13 protein-coding genes and 1 pseudogene are annotated in these 16,258 nt (G+C 74.9%); 7 read left to right on the top strand and 7 right to left on the bottom strand.

Annotated features, from left to right (window positions below):
• Nucleotides 1–143 precede the first annotated feature (143 nt).
• Nucleotides 144–1,082, bottom strand: a complete 939-nt coding sequence (locus ACLIN4_RS19735) for a hypothetical protein (RefSeq protein ID WP_290014281.1) — start codon at nucleotides 1,080–1,082, stop codon at nucleotides 144–146.
• A complete protein-coding gene (locus tag ACLIN4_RS19730) occupies nucleotides 1,079–1,636 on the bottom strand; it encodes an RNA polymerase sigma factor (RefSeq protein ID WP_043376914.1) in 558 nt (185 codons plus the stop codon). The genes ACLIN4_RS19735 and ACLIN4_RS19730 overlap by 4 nt, the downstream gene beginning before the upstream one ends.
• 483 nt (nucleotides 1,637–2,119) lie before the next feature.
• Here ACLIN4_RS19730 and ACLIN4_RS19725 point away from each other — a divergent pair, with 483 nt between their 5' ends.
• The 7 genes and pseudogenes from ACLIN4_RS19725 (at nucleotide 2,120) to ACLIN4_RS19695 (ending at nucleotide 10,381) form a co-directional block, all read left to right on the top strand.
• Nucleotides 2,120–2,290 (top strand): gallidermin/nisin family lantibiotic, encoded by a 171-nt coding sequence (locus tag ACLIN4_RS19725; RefSeq protein WP_071528712.1) that lies wholly within the window; start codon nucleotides 2,120–2,122, stop codon nucleotides 2,288–2,290.
• 130 nt (nucleotides 2,291–2,420) lie between these two features.
• Nucleotides 2,421–4,786, top strand: a pseudogene (locus ACLIN4_RS19720) (lantibiotic dehydratase family protein); the annotation flags it as partial.
• Nucleotides 4,787–4,930: 144 nt separating this feature from the next.
• Nucleotides 4,931–5,854, top strand: coding sequence for a thiopeptide-type bacteriocin biosynthesis protein (locus ACLIN4_RS19715; protein ID WP_411576764.1), 924 nt, complete (start codon nucleotides 4,931–4,933; stop codon nucleotides 5,852–5,854).
• The gene (locus ACLIN4_RS19710) at nucleotides 5,851–7,203 is read left to right on the top strand and encodes a lanthionine synthetase C family protein (protein ID WP_411576064.1); all 1,353 of its coding nucleotides are present in this window, start codon (nucleotides 5,851–5,853) and stop codon (nucleotides 7,201–7,203) included. The genes ACLIN4_RS19715 and ACLIN4_RS19710 overlap by 4 nt, the downstream gene beginning before the upstream one ends.
• A gap of 18 nt (nucleotides 7,204–7,221) precedes the next feature.
• On the top strand, nucleotides 7,222–8,217 hold the full coding sequence (locus ACLIN4_RS19705) for an ABC transporter ATP-binding protein (RefSeq protein ID WP_289912181.1): 996 nt from the start codon (nucleotides 7,222–7,224) through the stop codon (nucleotides 8,215–8,217).
• Nucleotides 8,214–9,017 (top strand): ABC transporter permease, encoded by an 804-nt coding sequence (locus tag ACLIN4_RS19700; RefSeq protein ID WP_289912183.1) that lies wholly within the window; start codon nucleotides 8,214–8,216, stop codon nucleotides 9,015–9,017. Before ACLIN4_RS19705 ends, ACLIN4_RS19700 begins: the two co-directional genes overlap by 4 nt.
• Complete coding sequence (locus ACLIN4_RS19695; RefSeq protein WP_411576063.1) at nucleotides 9,014–10,381, top strand: DUF6895 family protein; 1,368 nt, start codon at nucleotides 9,014–9,016, stop codon at nucleotides 10,379–10,381. Before ACLIN4_RS19700 ends, ACLIN4_RS19695 begins: the two co-directional genes overlap by 4 nt.
• Nucleotides 10,382–10,460: 79 nt before the next feature.
• On the opposite strand, the gene ACLIN4_RS19690 is transcribed toward ACLIN4_RS19695, so the two are convergent.
• The 5 genes from ACLIN4_RS19690 to ACLIN4_RS19670 form a co-directional block, all read right to left on the bottom strand.
• Nucleotides 10,461–12,158: a uroporphyrinogen-III synthase gene (locus ACLIN4_RS19690; RefSeq protein ID WP_100048167.1), complete on the bottom strand. Its 1,698-nt coding sequence runs from the start codon at nucleotides 12,156–12,158 to the stop codon at nucleotides 10,461–10,463.
• On the bottom strand, nucleotides 12,155–13,114 hold the full coding sequence (gene hemC, locus ACLIN4_RS19685; RefSeq protein ID WP_289912187.1) for a hydroxymethylbilane synthase: 960 nt from the start codon (nucleotides 13,112–13,114) through the stop codon (nucleotides 12,155–12,157). The genes ACLIN4_RS19690 and hemC overlap by 4 nt, the downstream gene beginning before the upstream one ends.
• Entirely contained in the window at nucleotides 13,111–14,835 is a 1,725-nt protein-coding gene (locus ACLIN4_RS19680) for a glutamyl-tRNA reductase (RefSeq protein WP_411576062.1), read from the bottom strand. The genes hemC and ACLIN4_RS19680 overlap by 4 nt, the downstream gene beginning before the upstream one ends.
• Nucleotides 14,832–15,602 carry a redox-sensing transcriptional repressor Rex gene (locus ACLIN4_RS19675; protein WP_100048165.1) on the bottom strand — a complete coding sequence of 257 codons (771 nt, stop codon included), beginning with the start codon at nucleotides 15,600–15,602 and terminating at the stop codon, nucleotides 14,832–14,834. The genes ACLIN4_RS19680 and ACLIN4_RS19675 overlap by 4 nt, the downstream gene beginning before the upstream one ends.
• Before the next feature lie 274 nt (nucleotides 15,603–15,876).
• Nucleotides 15,877–16,227: a glutaredoxin family protein gene (locus tag ACLIN4_RS19670; protein ID WP_107479171.1), complete on the bottom strand. Its 351-nt coding sequence runs from the start codon at nucleotides 16,225–16,227 to the stop codon at nucleotides 15,877–15,879.
• Nucleotides 16,228–16,258: the final 31 nt, after the last annotated feature.

The raw sequence follows: 16,258 nt of genomic DNA, 5'->3' as shown, positions 1-16,258 counted from the left end.
CCTGCCGCGCTCCCGTCCCTCGGGGCGCCGCCCGCGCCGGGTGCGGCGCGGATGTACCGCCGCTCCGGCCGACCGGGGGATTGCCGGCCGGGAGCGGCGGTACATCCAGTACGTAGCGGCCGGGGCGCCGGCGGTTCGCGCCGTCATCGTTCGGCCGGTTCCGGCAGTGCGTACGCCCGCATGGCGCCGGCGGCCCAGGCGAGCAGCACCGCCGACAGGGCGACGGTCCAGGGCGTCGTCGACAGCAGCGTGTCCACCATCGCGCCCACCGGGGTGCTGAACAGGCCCTGCGGACCGCTCGTCACGCCCAGCAGCCACACCGCGCCGCCCGCCGCGGCACCCGGCGCGGGGCCCAGTCTGACCGCCAGGGCCAGCGCGAGGGACGCGGCCAGCAGGGACTGGCCGAGCCAGCTCGACACCACCGGCCACCAGCCGGGTCCGTCCACGAGCGCCGAACAGGCCATCGCCATCGCCAGGTCGGCGCTGAGCACCACCGTCAGTCGCGCGAGGAAGACCGCCGCGGGCGACACCGGAAGGGTGAAGAGCAGTTCCTGGCGGGGGTCGCGCCGGGGCAGGGCCGCCGCCAGCGCACCGAACGTCACCAGGAGCACCACCACGGCGCCGAACAGCCGGAGGGCGAAGCGGTCCGCCTCCTGCGCCGAGGCGAGCAGGGCGGCTCCGACGAACCCGCCGGCGCTCAGCGGAGCCCACGCCTTCGGCATCAACGCGGCCTGCCGCCCGACGAGTTGCCAGGCGGTCCGCAGCGACCGCTCGGACGCCCCGGACCGGGCACCGGCACCCAGCCGGCCGACGAGGGCGCGCAGCCCGCCCGCTTCACGGGCCGCGCCCGGAGGCGCGGTGGCGGACCGCGGCGCCAGCACGGGCCCGAGCAGCGCGTCGAAGGGCGGCGGGGCATGCGCCGGCCCGGCCTCCTCCGTACGCAGGGCGGTGCCGATGTCCCGCCAGGCGGCCAGGCGGACCCGGCAGTCGGGGCAGGCGTCGAGGTGGCGGCCGTCACGCCGGTCCCGGGACGCGGTCTGCGCCAGGCGGGCGAGGACGTCGTCCGCGAGGTGTTCTGTCATCGTCGTCCCGTTCCTTCCAGCCGCCTGGCGGCGAGCATCCCCGACAGCCGCTTGCGCGCGTGGGACATCCGGCTCTTCACGGTGCCCACCGGGATGGCGAGCACGGTGGCCACCTCCGGGTAGGCCAGGTCCTCGACCAGGACCAGGGCGAGGACCTCGCGCAGATGGCCGGGGAGGGAGCGCACGGCGGCCAGCAGCTCGGCGCGCTCGGCCTCCCGCACGACCTGGTCCTCCACGCTCGGCGCGGGGTCGGGCACGTCCTGCGCCTCGGCGAGGTCGGCGAGCTGCGGCCGCGACTTGCGCAGGTGGTTGTGGGCCTGCCGCCGGGCCACGCCCAGGAGCCAGCCCCGTACGGAGGACTCGCCGCGGAATCCGGCCGCCGAGCGCCACACGGCCAGCCACGTCTCCTGGAGGATCTCCTCCGCGACCGACCGGTCCGAGGTGAGTCTGCGGATAAGGCGGAGCATGGCGGCGGCGTGCCTCTCGTAAAGGGCACGCAGGGCGGCCTGGTCGCCACGGGCGACGGCGCTGAGCAGAACCTCGTCCGAACACACGGTAGGTACGTATCCGACGCCGCCCGCCCGGTTCACGCCCAACCGCCGGTGCCACCCGGATCTGGCCGGAATCCTTCGCCCGGCCCGCCCCGCTCTCCGGGGCAGCGACGTTCGGGGCGGAACCGGAGAAACCGGAGGACAGCCCTCGGAAGCGGGGCGGACAGGGTGGCAGGGGCGCCGGAACCCGTCGCCGCCCGCGCCGGCACGAATCGGCCGGGACCCGCCCCCCGGGAGTGCCGGCACGGCACGGCGGAACACGGCGCCGGCGGCGCGGCGGCGGCGCGGCGGCGGTGCGGCGGCGCGGCGGCGGTGCGGCGGCGGTGCACGGCCTCGACACCGGGTGGTGGTGTCTCGCCTGCCATCGGACTGCCACGCACTGCCAGCCCGATCCGAAGCCGTTGAGCCGTCGCCGAGGCCCGTGGTTGCGTGTTCGACGGATCGCGACCCGACGAACATCCATTCGGCCTGTACGAAGGAGTCAGTATGGGAATTCACGCCCCCACCACGGGACAGAACGACGCGAACCTCTTCGACCTCGACCTCGAGATCGGCGTCGAGAAGTCCGTCGCCGGCCCGGCCATCACCAGCGTGTCCTGGTGCACCCCCGGCTGCACCAGCGAGGGCGGCGGCTCCGGCTGCAGCCACTGCTGCTGACGACGGCAAACGGTTCACGCACACCCGTGGGGCCGGCGGGCCGCCCGCCGGCCCCACGGGGCCGAACACACCGCGGCACACGACACAGGACACCGGCAGGACCGGACGAGTGACGAGCAGGGGGACAGCCATGGGGGCAGCGCCACCCAGGACACCTTTCGAGGCGAACGACGTCTTCCTGTACCGGGCGCCGCTGGGCGGATCACCCGCGCTGCCGCTGCCCGCCGCCGGACCGCACGACCTCGGCGCCTGCGCCGAGTTGCTCGCCTCCGTCCCCGCCGACCCGCTGCTCGCCGAGGCGCTCGACCTCGCCTCCCCCAGTCTCAGCGCCCTGGTCCGCCGGGTCGCCGAGCGCGGCGCCGCGGGGATCAAGGCGGGGCAGCTGCGCCGCGCGGCACTCGCCGTGCTGCGCTACGACATCCGCAGGCGCACCCGCCCGACCCCGTTCGGCCTGTTCGCGGGCGTGTCGACCGGCCACTTCGACTCCACCGCCAAGCTGGAGCGCGGCCCCGGCCACCGCACCCGCACCCACGTCGACATGCAGTGGCTGACCAGGCTCGGCCACCGCCTCGAAAGCGACCCCGCGGTGCTGTCCGTGCTCACCGTCCAGGCGCACCAGGCGCTGACCGTGCGCGGGGACCGCGTGGTCCTCACCGCCTCCTCCACGCAGGGCGTCCGCCTCACCGAGGGCGGCGAGGCCCGCGCCACCGTCTCCGTGCGCCGCACGCCCGTCGTCGCCCGCGCCCTCGCCGAGTCGGCGGCGCCGCTGCCGTACCGGGAACTGGTCCGGCGCACCGCGGAGGCGTTCCCCGGCGCGCCCCTGGACCGGATCGAGGCACTGCTCGCCGAGCTGGTGCGCCAGGAACTGCTCCTGACGGGGCTGCGCCCGCCGCTGGACGGCGGCGACCCGCTCGCCCACGTGCTCGGACTGCTGGCGGCGGTCACCGACCCGGCGCCGGAGACCCGCCGCATCCACGAGGCGCTGCGCGAGATCGACGACGCCAGGCGGGCGTACGACGACCGGCCGGTGGGCCGGGGCCGCGCGGAACTGGAGCGGCTGCTGCGGCTCGCCCGGTCGGTGGAGCCCGACGACACGCCACTGCACATCGACACCCGCCTCGACACCGGGCTGCACCTGCCGTACGCGGTGCGCGGGACCGTCGAGCGGGCCATGGGCGTGATGTGGCGGCTGTCCCGGCCGAAGCTGGGCTCTTCGCGCTGCGGGACTACCACCGCCGCTTCCTCGACGTGTACGGCGCCGACCGGCTGGTGCCGGTCCTCGACCTGCTGGACGAGTCGACCGGCCTGGGCGCCCCCGCCGGCTACGGCTGGCCGAACAGCGAGGCCCCGCCGCTGCCGCCCGAGGACCCCCGCACCACCCGCCGGGACCGTGCCATGGCCCGGCTGGTCGCCGCCGCGCAGCGGACCGGTGCCCGGGAGGTTCTCCTCGGCGACGACGAGGTGGCCGAGCTGTGCCACGACACCGCCGACCCCGCCGACCTCCAGGGCTCCGCCGAGGTGACGGTGCAGGTGGTCGCGCCCTCGGTGGAGGCGCTGGACGACGGCGAGTTCCGGGTCTACCTGTCGCCGTCGCCGGGCTCGCACCGGGCCGGGGCAACCTTCGCCCGGTTCGCCGACCAGCACCCCGCCTGGGGGCCCGCGTTCGCCGCACTGCACCGCGACAGCCCCGTGCACGTACAGGACGCGGTCCCCGTCGACCTCGCCTTCCGCACCCGCTCGGGCCGGGCCGCCAACCTCGCCCACACCGTTCCGGCCACGGGCCGGCGCATCGGCGTCGGCGTTCCCGACGTCCCCGGCGGCGGCGTCGAGGAACTGCGCCTGTCCGACATCGGCGTCGGCGCCACCCTGGACCGGCTGACCGCCGTCCACCTGCCGACCGGGCGGGAGATCGTGCCCGTGCTCGGCAACATGGTCAGCGCGCCCGCGCAGGCACCCAACGCGGCCCGGCTGCTGTGGGAGATCGGCCTGGAAGGGCAGCGCCTGTGGGAGCCCTGGAACTGGGGTCCGCTCGCCGACGCGCCGTTCGTCCCCCGCATCCGGTACGGCCGTTTCGTCCTGGCCTGCGCCGTCTGGCGGCCGGACGTCCTGCGCACCCGGGCCGAACGCCTGCGCGCCGAAGGCGAGAAGGGCGGGCCCACCGCGGGGACGCCGGCCGCCCGGCCCCGCCCCGAGCCCCGCCAGGGCACCACCGACGGTGCGCGAACGGACTCCACGCACCGCACACCCGGCGCGCCCCGCGCGGCGGCGGACCCGGCCGCCCGGACCACCCACACCGTCGAGGACCGGCAGCCCTCCGCACCCGCCGACCGCCCCGAGAGCCGGCCCTCCTCGCCCACCGACCACCCCGACGCCCTCCCCCGCACCGACTGGGACCGCGCGGTCGACGACTGGCGGGCGGACTGGGGCGTCCCCCGGCACGTGCTCGCCGTCACCACCGACCAGCGGCTGCTGCTCGACCTCGACGACGCCTGGCACCGCGCCCTCCTGTTCGACCAAGTACTGCGCCACCCCGACCTCATCGCGCAGGAGATCCCCGGCGAGGACGAGGGCTGGCTGGACGGCACCCTGGCCGGGCACACCAGCGAGCTGGTCGTCCCGCTGACCCGCCGGGAGAACGGCGTGCCCCGCAGGCGGCCGTACGCCGGGCACCCGCAGCCGGACCGCACGGTGCACGGCCTGGGCGGCGAGTGGCTGTACCTCAAGGTGCACGGATCGGCGCGGACCCAGGACGACCTGCTGCGCGACCACGTCCCCGGCCTGGTCTCCCTGGCCGCCGAACACGGCGCCGACCGCTGGTTCTTCATCCGCTACACCGACGAGGCCGGCCACCACCTGCGGCTGCGCCTGCACGCCGCCCGCCCCCAGCAGCTGTGGGGGCAGGTCGCCCCGGCCGTCGGCGGGCTGCTGGACCGCTGGCAGCGCGAGGGCCTGGTGCGCGGCCACACCGTCGCGCAGTACGACCCGGAGACCGAGCGCTACGGCGGCCCCGCGGCGCAGGCGGCCGCCGAACGGGTCTTCCAGCACGACAGCGAGGCCGCCGTCGAGCTGCTGCGGGTGGCCAGGGACCCGGCGAACGACTTCGCGACGGACGACCTGGCCGTCATCTCCTGCGCCGCGCTGGCCCACGCCTTCGGCCCGCCCTCGCCCGGCAATCCGCTGGCCACCGAGGACTGCGGCGACGACGCGGCAGCGGCCTGGCTGTCCATGACCGGCGCCCGCCGCGACCTGCCCACAGCCTTCCGCACCAGGGCGGCCCACTGGCGCCGCCTCGTCGACCCCCACGGCGGCTGGCCCGCCCTCGCCGCCGACCCCGCCGGGTCCCGGGTCCTGGCCGCGCTGCACGCCCGCGACCGGGCGGTGGCCGAACTGTCCGACGCCGTACGGCGGTCCGGGCCGACGCCGGAGGGCCGGGTGGTCGGCAGCCTGCTGCACATGGTCTGCAACCGCCTCTTCGGCGGCGAGGGCGCCCGCGAGCTGACCGTGCTCGGCATCGCCCGGGGCGCCGTACAGGACCACCTCAACCGCCGGAGGCACCAGTCGTGAACGCCGTCACCGCCCCCCGCGCCGCGGAGGCCGTCGCCCTCGTCGCCGAACGGCTCGCCGACCCCGCGCACGTGGCCGCCGTCGCCTCCCGCGACGACAACCGCGACCCGATCTACGGCGCCGTCATGTGGGGCCCGCTGACCCTCTCCAACGGCCTGCCCGGCACCGCCCTGCTGTACGGCGAGCTGGCCCGTACCGACGAGGGCCGGCGGGCCACCGCGCACCGCCACCTCGCCGCCGCCGGCCAGGCGCTGAACTCCGCCCCCAGCCGGGGCCTGTTCTCGGGCCCCGCCGCACTGCTCGCCGCCGCGCAGACCTGCGCCGGCCCCGAGGGGCACTACGCCTCGCTGCGCCACCGGCTGGCCGCCTGGGTCGCCGAGGACCAGACCGAGCGGCTGGCCGTCTTCCGCTCCCGGACCGGGCCCGGCGTCGACTGGGGCGCGTACGACCTGATCAACGGCCTGTCGGGGACGACCCGGCTGCTGCTCGACGCAGCGGCCGACCCGGCGGAGGCCGGGCCCGGCGTCGAGTCCGCCCTGACCGAGTCCCTCCACCACCTCGTCCGGCTCACCGCGCCGGTCACGGTCGACGGCCACGAGGTGCCCGGCTGGTGGGTGCCGACCGAGCTCCAGCTCAGCGAGCGCGACCGGGCCGACTACCCGCGCGGCGACTTCAACCTCGGCATGGCCCACGGCATCACCGGCACCCTGGCGGTGCTCTGCTCGGCGTACGCGGCGGGCCGCGAGGTGCCGGGCATGCGGGACGCCGTGCACCGCGTCGCCGACTGGCTGCTGGGCTGGACGCTGCACGACGAGGCGGGACCGTACTGGCCCGCCCGCGCCGGCTTCACCGACGAGGTGGCCGCCGACCGGCCGCGGCACCTGTTCACCCGCACCGCCTGGTGCTACGGCACCCCCGGAGTGGCCGCCGCCCTGTTCCGCGCCGGGACCGTCCTGGACCGCCCCGAGTGGCGCACGGCCGCCGTCGAGGCGCTGCGGGCGGCGCTGCGGCGGGACGAGTCGCGGTGGGCCGTCGAGGGCGCCACCGTCTGCCACGGCTACGCCGGACTGCTGCGCGTCGTGGCCCGCGTCGCCCATGCCGTCCCCGGCGACACCGACCTCGGGGACGGGGTCGCACGGCTGACCGGCCGGGTCCTGGAACTGGCCGACGAACAGGCGCCGTTCGGCTTCCGCCACCTCATGCGCTTCCCGGCCGCCGCCCGCTCGCCGCACCCGCACCGGGCCGTGGACACCGCGGGCATGCTGGAGGGCGCGGCGGGTGTGGCGCTCGCGCTCCTGCCGGTCGACGACGCCCCGCTGCCGTGGGACCGCACGCTCGGACTGGCCTGAACCGTGGAGGGAACCCCCGTGCCGTCACCCGAACCACCAGCCGCACCCGTCATCCCCCTGCCCGGGGCCGTACCGCCGGCCTTCGAGCTGACCGACCTCGTGGTGCGCTACGGCAAGGTCCGGGCCGTCGACGGGGTGTCCGTCAGCTCCCCGCCGGGCCGGGTCACCGCACTCCTCGGCCCCAACGGGGCCGGCAAGTCCTCCCTGCTCGGCGTGTTGTCCACGGCGTCGCGGCCGGACTCGGGCGACGTCCGCATCTTCGGGCACGACGTGCGCGAGGCCCCGATGGCCGCGCGCCGCCGCCTCGGGCTGGTCTTCCAGGAGCGGACCCTCGACAAGGAACTGTCCGTGGAGCGCAACCTGTGGTTCCACGCACGGCTGTTCGGCATGAAACGGGCCGACGCCCGCTCCCGCATCGACCTGCTGCTGGACCTCTTCGAGCTGACCGACCGCCGCCGCCGGCCGGTCGAGGAACTGTCCGGCGGCCTCTCCCGCCGGGTGGAGATCGCCCGCGCCCTGCTGCACCGCCCCGGTTTGATCATCCTCGACGAGCCCACCAACGGCCTGGACCCCACCGCGCGGGCGGTGGTGTGGCGGGACCTGCTGCGGCTGCGGGACGAACTGGGCGTCACCGTCCTGTACTCGACGCACTACATGGACGAGGCCGAGTACGCCGACGAGATCGTCATCCTCCAGCAGGGCCGCGTCGTCCGACAGGGCAGCCTGGCCCGGCTCAAGAGCAGCCTGGACTCCTCCCGCATCGTGGTCTCCTGCACCGACGACGAGGCCGCCGCCCGGCAGCTGCGCGCCGCGGGCTTCGAGCCGCTGACCGAACCGGGCGGCGTCGCCGTCCACTGCGCCGACCCGGAGTCCCGCATCGCGGACGTGGTGCGGGCCCTCGACGTCAAGGGCCTCACCGTCGCCGTGCACCACCCGTCCATGAACGACGTCTACCTGGCGGCGGCCGGCCCGCAACGGCCGAGCCCCCGGCCGGAGAGGGTGAGCACACCATGACCGCGACCACCGTCGGCGCCCCGCCGCCGCTCGCCGCGGCCGACGGACGGCTGCGGGTCGCCCTGCGCGCCATCGGCGTCATCGCCCACCGCGACCTGCTGCGCCAGTTCAAGCGCCCCGGCGTGCTGTTCAGCCAGGGCGTGCAGATCCTCTTCTTCGTCCTGGTCTACGCGGTCGGCTTCGACGGCATGATCGACTCGGTCGGCGGAGTCCCCTTCAGCGCCTACGTGTTCCCCGGCATCATCGCCATCCAGGTCGTCTCGATCGGCGTCGCGTCCGGGCAGACGTACGCCTGGGACCGCGAGTACGGCGTGCTGCGCGAGCTGCTCGTCGCCCCGGTGCCGCGGATCTGTCTGCCGCTGGGCAAGGTCGTCGCCGGCGCGGGCATGGTGACCGTGCAGAGCGCGGTGATGCTCGCCTTCTCGCCCACGGTGGGGGTGCAGCTGACGCCGGGCCGGTTCGCCGCCGCGATGGGCTGCTACGCGCTGGCCGCCGTGGTGTTCAGCGTGATCGGCCTGTGCCTGGCCACGGTCATCAAGCGGGTGCAGACCCTCCAGGCGACCGTCCAGCTGGCCATGTTCCCCATGCTGTTCCTGTCCGGCTCGGTGTTCAGCGCCGAGGACGCGCCGGGCTGGCTGTCCGCGATCATGCACGTCAATCCCATGACGTACGCCGTCGACCTGGCCCGCCAGACGCTGCTGGGCACCCCCGGGCTGCTGCCGTGGTGGGCGGACCTGGGCGCACTGTGCGGCATCCTGGCGGCGGTCCTGACCGTCCTGCGCCTGCGGAGCGGCCGGTGAGCACCACGCCGGCGACCTCGGCCCCGCCGTCGTCCCCGCCCTCGACCTCGTCCTCGTCCCCGCCCTCGCCCTCGTCCGACGGCCCGTCGTGGGCCCCGCTCCCGGCGCACGCCGTGACGGACGACGCGGACGCACCGCCGCCGGACCCGGACGCGGCACCGGAGCGGGTACTGGCGGGCGCGCTGCGCTGGATCGAGGCCGGCCTGGAGTGGTTCCGCCCCCGGCGCTGGGAGGAGTACCTGCCCCCACGCCCCTTCCGCCCCGGCCCCCTGCTCGAACTCCTCGGCCTGCTCCGCGTCCTGGACCGCGAAGGCGTCCTGCCCAGGACCGCCCCGCTGCCGGGCCGCGCCCTCGACCTCGCCGCCGAGACCGCCGCGGACCCCGCTTTCGAACGGTCGCTGCGCCGCGGGGACGCCTACTTCCCGTACCACCTGAACCTCGTCATGCTGCTGGAGCACCTGGGCCGCCCGCAGCCCGCGCTGCGGGCCCGCTGCGAAGCCCTGCTGGCCGCCGACGCGGGCGGACACCTCCGCCCGTACAAGCCGGTGCTCAACCGCCTGGAGCTGCGCTACTTCCTGGACCGCGGCGGCCTCACCGCCCCGCCCTCCCTGCCCACGGTCGACGCGCTGCTCCGGGAGAGCGTCGCCGCACTCGACCCGGACGTCCTGCAACTGACCGAGAGCGAGACCTACGCCCTCACGCACGCCGTGTTCTACGCGACCGACTTCGGCCGCCACCGGCTCGACCTCGGCGACGGCCCCCGGGCCGGGGCCCGGCTCCGCGAGACGGTGCGCGTCCTGCTGGCAGTGCACCTCGCGAGGGGCAGCCTGGACCTGCTGGCCGAACTGCTGCTGTGCACGCGAGCCCTGGCAAAAGGCCCGGAGACCTCGCCGGCCGAACGAACCGCCTGGCACACCCTCGCCCGCGCGGCCCGCCCCGACGGCGCCGTGCCCAGCCCGGTCCACCGCCCGGAGGTCCTGGCCACCCTGACCGGCGACAAGGCCGCCGCGTACCTCTTCGGCACCTGCTACCACACGACCACGGCCGCCGCCCTCGCCGCCGCCACGCTCCGCCACCGACCGCCGGACACCCTCCGCCCCGCCACCGGCACCCCCCGGCCACCGCGTGCGGAGCCGGCGGAGATCCGCACCTGGGCGCGACGGGTGGCAGCGGAGGCCGCCACCGCGCCGACGACACTGCGCACGGCCTGGCGCGACCAGCTCGCTCCCCTGCTGACCCTCGCCGTCCAGGCCCGCGACCCCCACGTCCTGGCCGAGCTGCTGACGGCCGCCGAGTCCCTGGGCACCACCGCCCACTCCCCGGCCCGCGAGGCGGCGGCCCACCTGACCGCCTGGACCGACTGAACGGCCGCCCGCGAACGCTCCGGACCGAAAAGCGGGGCGCCCCCCTGGAGCGCCCCGCCTCATCTCACCTCACATCACCTCACGTGGAGGACCGCCGCCGACGCGCCCCCGGCCGCCGCTCGCTCGGCCGCGTCACCGGGTCGCCGGCCTCCAGGGCCGCCGCGCGGCGCCGGGCGCCGAAGTCGGCCAGGGCCTCCGCCAGCTTGGTGACGGACGGCTCGGGGGACATGACGTCGACCCGCAGCCCGTGCTCCTCCGCCGTCTTGGCGGTCGCCGGACCGATGCACGCGATCACCGTCACGTTGTGCGGCTTGCCCGCGATGCCCACCAGGTTGCGGACCGTGGACGACGAGGTGAAGAGCACCGCGTCGAAGCCACCGCCCTTGATGGCCTCCCGGGTGGTGGCCGGGGGCGGCGAGGCGCGCACCGTGCGGTAGGCGGTGACGTCGTCGACCTCCCAGCCCAGCTCGATCAGACCGGCGACCAGGGTCTCCGTGGCGATGTCGGCGCGGGGCAGGAAGACGCGGTCGATCGGGTCGAAGACCGGGTCGTACGGCGGCCAGTCCTCCAGCAGGCCCGCGGCCGACTGCTCGCCGCTCGGCACCAGGTCCGGCTTCACGCCGAAGGCGATGAGCGCCTTCGCGGTCTGCTCGCCTACCGCGGCGACCTTGATGCCCGCGAAGGCACGGGCGTCGAGCCCGTACTCCTCGAACTTCTCGCGGACCGCCTTCACCGCGTTGACCGACGTGAACGCGATCCACTCGTAGCGGCCCGTCACCAGGCCCTTGACCGCCCGCTCCATCTGCTGCGGGGTGCGCGGGGGCTCCACCGCGATGGTCGGGACCTCGCTGGGGACGGCCCCGTAGGACCGCAGCTGGTCGGAGAGCGACGCCGCCTGCTCCTTCGTACGCGGCACGAGGACCTTCCAGCCGAACAGCGGCTTGGACTCGAACCACGACAGCTGGTCGCGCCGGGCGGTCGCACCGCGCTCACCGACCACGGCTATCACCGGACGGCCACCGTCCGGGGACGGCAGCACCTTGGCCTGCTTCAGCGTCTGGGCGACCGTGCCCAGCGTCGCCGTCCAGGTCCGCTGCCGGGTCGTCGTACCGGCGATCGTCACCGTCAGCGGGGTGTCCGGCTTGCGGCCCGCCGACACCAGCTCACCGGCCGCCGCGGCGACCGAGTCGAGCGTCGTCGAGACCACGACCGTCCCGTCGGAGGCGCCCACCTCCGTCCAGCACCGCGCCGACGCCGTACGGGCGTCCACGAACCGCACGTCGGCGCCCTCGGCGTCCCGCAGCGGCACACCGGCGTACGCGGGCACACCGACCGCGTTCGCGATACCGGGGACGACCTCGAAGGGCACCCCGGCCGCGGCGCACGCCAGCATCTCCTCGGCGGCGTACGCGTCGAGCCCGGGGTCCCCGGTCACCGCACGCACGACCCGCCTGCCGCCCCGCGCGGCCTCCATGACAAGATGTGCGGCATCCCGCACAGCGGGGGCGCCGACGGAGGTTGACGCACCGTCAACCACTGTCAGCTGGGGCGCGCCTGTGCCCGGATCCGACGGATCGGCATCCGTGTGCACTTCCGACACGCCCTGCCTCGCATGCGTGCGTACGACGTCGAGCACCTCGTGCTCGGCGACGAGGACGTCCGCGTGCGCCAGCGCCTCCACGGCGCGCAGAGTCAGCAGTCCCGGATCTCCGGGTCCGGCACCGAGGAAGGTGACGTGCCCTTGTTCCGGACCGGCGGGAAAGGTGGTGGGGCTCAATGTGCTCGCTCCCCCATCAGACCGGCCGCGCCCTGGGCGAGCATCTCGGTGGCGAGTTCGCGACCGAGTGCCATCGCCGCCTCGTGCGTCTCGGGCACGGGACCGGTGGTGGACAGCTGCACCAGCGTCGAGCCGTCGGTCGTGCCGACGACGCCGCGCAGGCGCATTTCCTTGACAATCTGCCCGTCGGCCAGCAGGTCGGCCAGCGCGCCCACGGGGGCGCTGCAGCCGGCCTCCAGGGCGGCGAGCAGTGACCGCTCGGCCGTCACGGCGGCCCGCGTGAACGGGTCGTCGAGCTCGGCGAGCGCGGCGACGAGGTCCGCGTTGTCCGCGGTGCACTCGATCGCCAGGGCCCCCTGGCCGGGAGCCGGCAGAACCGTGTCGACCGACAGGAAGTCGGTCACCTCGTCGATGCGGCCCACCCGGTTCAGCCCGGCGGCGGCCAGTACGACGGCGTCCAGTTCACCGCTGCGGACGTATCCGATGCGGGTGTCGACGTTGCCCCGGATCGGGACCGTCTCGATCTCCATGCCGTGGGTGCGCGCGTACGCGTTCAGCTGCGCCATCCGGCGCGGCGCGCCCGTCCCTATGCGGGCGCCGCGCGGCAGGTCGGTCAGCTTGCGCGCGTCCCGGGCGACGACCACGTCCCGCGGGTCCTCCCGCTCGGGAATCGCGGCCACCACCAGGCCCTCGTGCTGCGCGGTGGGGAGGTCCTTGAGCGAGTGAACCGCGAAGTCCACCTCGCCCCGCAGCAGCGCCTCGCGCAGCGCGGCCACGAACACGCCCGTGCCGCCGATCTGCGCCAGATGCTCGCGCGACACATCGCCGTACGTGGTGATCTCGACCAGCTCAACGGGCCGACCGGTCACCTGGCTCACGGCGTCCGCCACCTGCCCGGACTGGGCCATGGCGAGCTTGCTGCGCCTGGTCCCCAGCCTCAGTGCCTTCTCAGTCATGCCGGCCCTCGGTTCTTCTCAGTGCTGTTCTCGGCGCGGGAGACGGAGGCCACCGTCTCGGGGTCGAGGTCGAACAGGGTGCGCAGCGCGTCCGCGTACCCGGCACCGCCGGGCTCGGCGGCGAGCTGCTTGACCCGCACCGTCGGCGCGTGCAGCAGCTTGTCGACCACACGCTTGACGGTCTGGGTGATCTCGGCGCGGTGCTTGTCGTCGAGGCCGGGCAGCCGCCCCTCGAGGCGGGCGATCTCACCGGCCACGACGTCCGCGGCCATGCTGCGCAGCGCGACCACGGTCGGCGTGATGTGCGCGGCCCGCTGGGCGGCGCCGAACGCCGCGACCTCGTCGGTGACGATCCGGCGGACCATGTCGACGTCGGCGGCCATCGGGGCGTCGGCGGAGGCGTCGGCCAGCGACTCGATGTCCACCAGGCGCACCCCGGCCAGCCGGTGCACGGCGGCGTCGATGTCGCGCGGCATCGCCAGGTCGAGGAGGAAGAGCACGGGCTGCGGACGCGGCACCTCGGCGACCGGCTCCGGGCGTCGGCGCTCGGGGATGCGGCCGGCCCGCGTCGCCGTGGCGGCGAGCGCGGTGATCAGCTCGGCGTCCGTCTCGGGGCCCGGTCGCCCGGCCTCGCGGGACCGGTCCACCGTCGTACCGCTCGCGGCCCAGGCCCCGTGCTGCTCCAGCGTCGCCGCGTCCATGCCGGCCACGGCGGCCTCCCCCATCACGGAGAAGCCGGACGGCACGGCGGACAGGTCCAGCGGGCAGTTCTCGTCCGTGCCGGCACCCGGCAGTGGCGTTTCGGCAGCCTCCCGTACGCCGGTGGAGCCGGCGTCGCCCGCGGCGCGTACGCCGGCCGGCTCGGCGGCGGGCGCGCCGGTGCGGCCCTCCACCGTCGCCGCCACGGCGTCCGCCGTGAGGACCAGCCCGGTCGCGCCGGTGCAGGAGACGGCCACGTCGGCACGTGTCAGCTCGGCCGGCACCGCGTCCATCGGTACCGCGCGGGCCAGCACGTCCGTGTCGTCGCCCTCGGAAAGGATCTGGGCGAGCCGCTCGGCCCGCTCGAAGGTGCGGTTGGCGACCACGATCTCGGCGACCCCGGCCCGCGCCAGCGTCGCGGCGGCCAGCGAGGACATCGAACCGGCGCCGATGACCAGGGCCTTCTTGCCCCCGGCCCACGTCCGCACGTCGGCGCCCGCGGCCAGCTGCTCCAGGCCGAAGGTGACCAGGGACTGCCCGGCGCGGTCGATGCCGGTCTCCGAGTGGGCCCGCTTGCCGACCCGCAGCGCCTGCTGGAACAGGTCGTTCAGGAGCCGTCCGGCGGTGTGCAGGTCCTGGGCACGGGCCAAGGAGTCCTTTATCTGGCCGAGGATCTGGCCCTCGCCCACCACCATCGAGTCCAGCCCGCAGGCCACCGAGAACAGGTGGTGGACGGCCCGGTCCTCGTAGTGCACGTAAAGATAAGGAGTGAGCTCCTCCAGGCCGACCCCGCTGTGCTGGGCGAGCAGCGTGGACAGCTCGGCGACACCGGCGTGGAACTTGTCCACGTCGGCGTAGAGCTCGATGCGGTTGCAGGTGGCCAGCACCGCGGCCTCGGCGGCCGGTTCGGCGGCGACCGTGTCCTGGACCAGCTTCAGCTGCGCGTCCGCGTTCAGGGACGCCCGCTCGAGCACGCTGACCGGCGCGCTGCGGTGGCTGAGTCCGACGACGAGGAGGCTCATGCCGGCATCACGGCGGGCACGTCCCCGTCGGGTCCCTGGTCGGTGGAGGGCTGCTGCTTGCGGGCGACGGCGGGCGGCACGGCACCGGCGTCGGCCACCGCCTCCTCGCCCGCCTTGCGCTGCTCGTGGAAGGCGAGGATCTGCAGCTCGATGGAGAGGTCGACCTTGCGCACGTCGACGCCCTCGGGGACGTTCAGCACGGTCGGCGCGAAGTTCAGGATGGAGGTGACACCGGCGGCCACGAGCCGGTCGCAGACCTGCTGGGCGGCACCGGCGGGGGTCGCGATCACGCCGATGGAGACACCGTCGTCCTGGATGATCTTCTCCAGCTCGTCGGTGTGCTGCACCGGGATGCCCGCGACGGGCTTTCCGGCCATCGACGGATCGGCGTCGATGAGCGCGGCGACCCGGAAACCGCGGGAGGCGAAACCGCCGTAGTTGGCGAGCGCGGCGCCGAGGTTACCGATACCGACGATCACAACCGGCCAGTCCTGGGTGAGCCCCAGCTCGCGCGAGATCTGGTAGACGAGATACTCGACGTCGTAGCCGACGCCCCGGGTCCCGTAGGAGCCGAGGTAGGAGAAGTCCTTGCGCAGCTTCGCGGAGTTGACGCCCGCCGCCGCCGCCAGCTCCTCGGAGGAGACCGTGGGCACCGAGCGCTCGGAGAGCGCGGTCAGCGCGCGGAGGTACAGCGGAAGCCGGGCGACGGTGGCCTCGGGAATCCCTCGGCTGCGGGTCGCCGGTCGGTGTGTTCGGCCAGTTGCCACGGTGCTCCTGCGGGTAGAGCGGGGCTGTAGGCGGTCATACGTCCCTACATGACCGCCCCGTCGAATGCAGGCTATGTCTTTGTGAACGCGTGCACAAAGATGGTGTCCGATTTGCCCGGCCAACGTGACCGGGCTCACGCGCGCCCGGCGCACGAACCGGGAACCGGCGCGCACGCGCACGCGTTCCTCTCCCATCGAGGGCAAAGCCGCACACGCTCCTCACGATCAACGCCCCCGAGACCAAGTCACCATCGATCCTAAGCGACCATCCGGACTACTTGGACTCATCGGTCAGTGCCTTGCGCAGGCGTTCCTCGTTCACACGCCAGAAGGTGTGCTGCCTGCCGTCGATCAGGACGACCGGGATCTGTTCCCAGTACTCGTCGTGGAGTCGGCGGTCCTGGGTGATGTCCTTCCCCTCCCAGGGGACACCGAGGTCGGCACAGACCTTCTCGACGACGAGCTGTGCGTCATCACACAGGTGACAGCCGGGTTTGCGGATGAGGGTGACGAGATGGTTCTCGGAGTGCTCGGAGGACTGAGCGGGCTGCGGGGCCCCCGGCGTCTGCGGGGCCTGCCGGCGCTGCGCGGCCTTTCGGCGGAAGAGCGGACTCATGCCGGCCATTCTCGCGCGCGGGGCCACTCCTGCGGCGAGC

This window comes from Streptomyces mutabilis (assembly GCF_046628145.1).
GTDB classification, from domain to species: Bacteria; Actinomycetota; Actinomycetes; order Streptomycetales; family Streptomycetaceae; genus Streptomyces; species Streptomyces mutabilis.
Note: the sequence above shows the minus strand (reverse complement) of the source record. Positions and strands in the feature narration are given on the sequence as shown.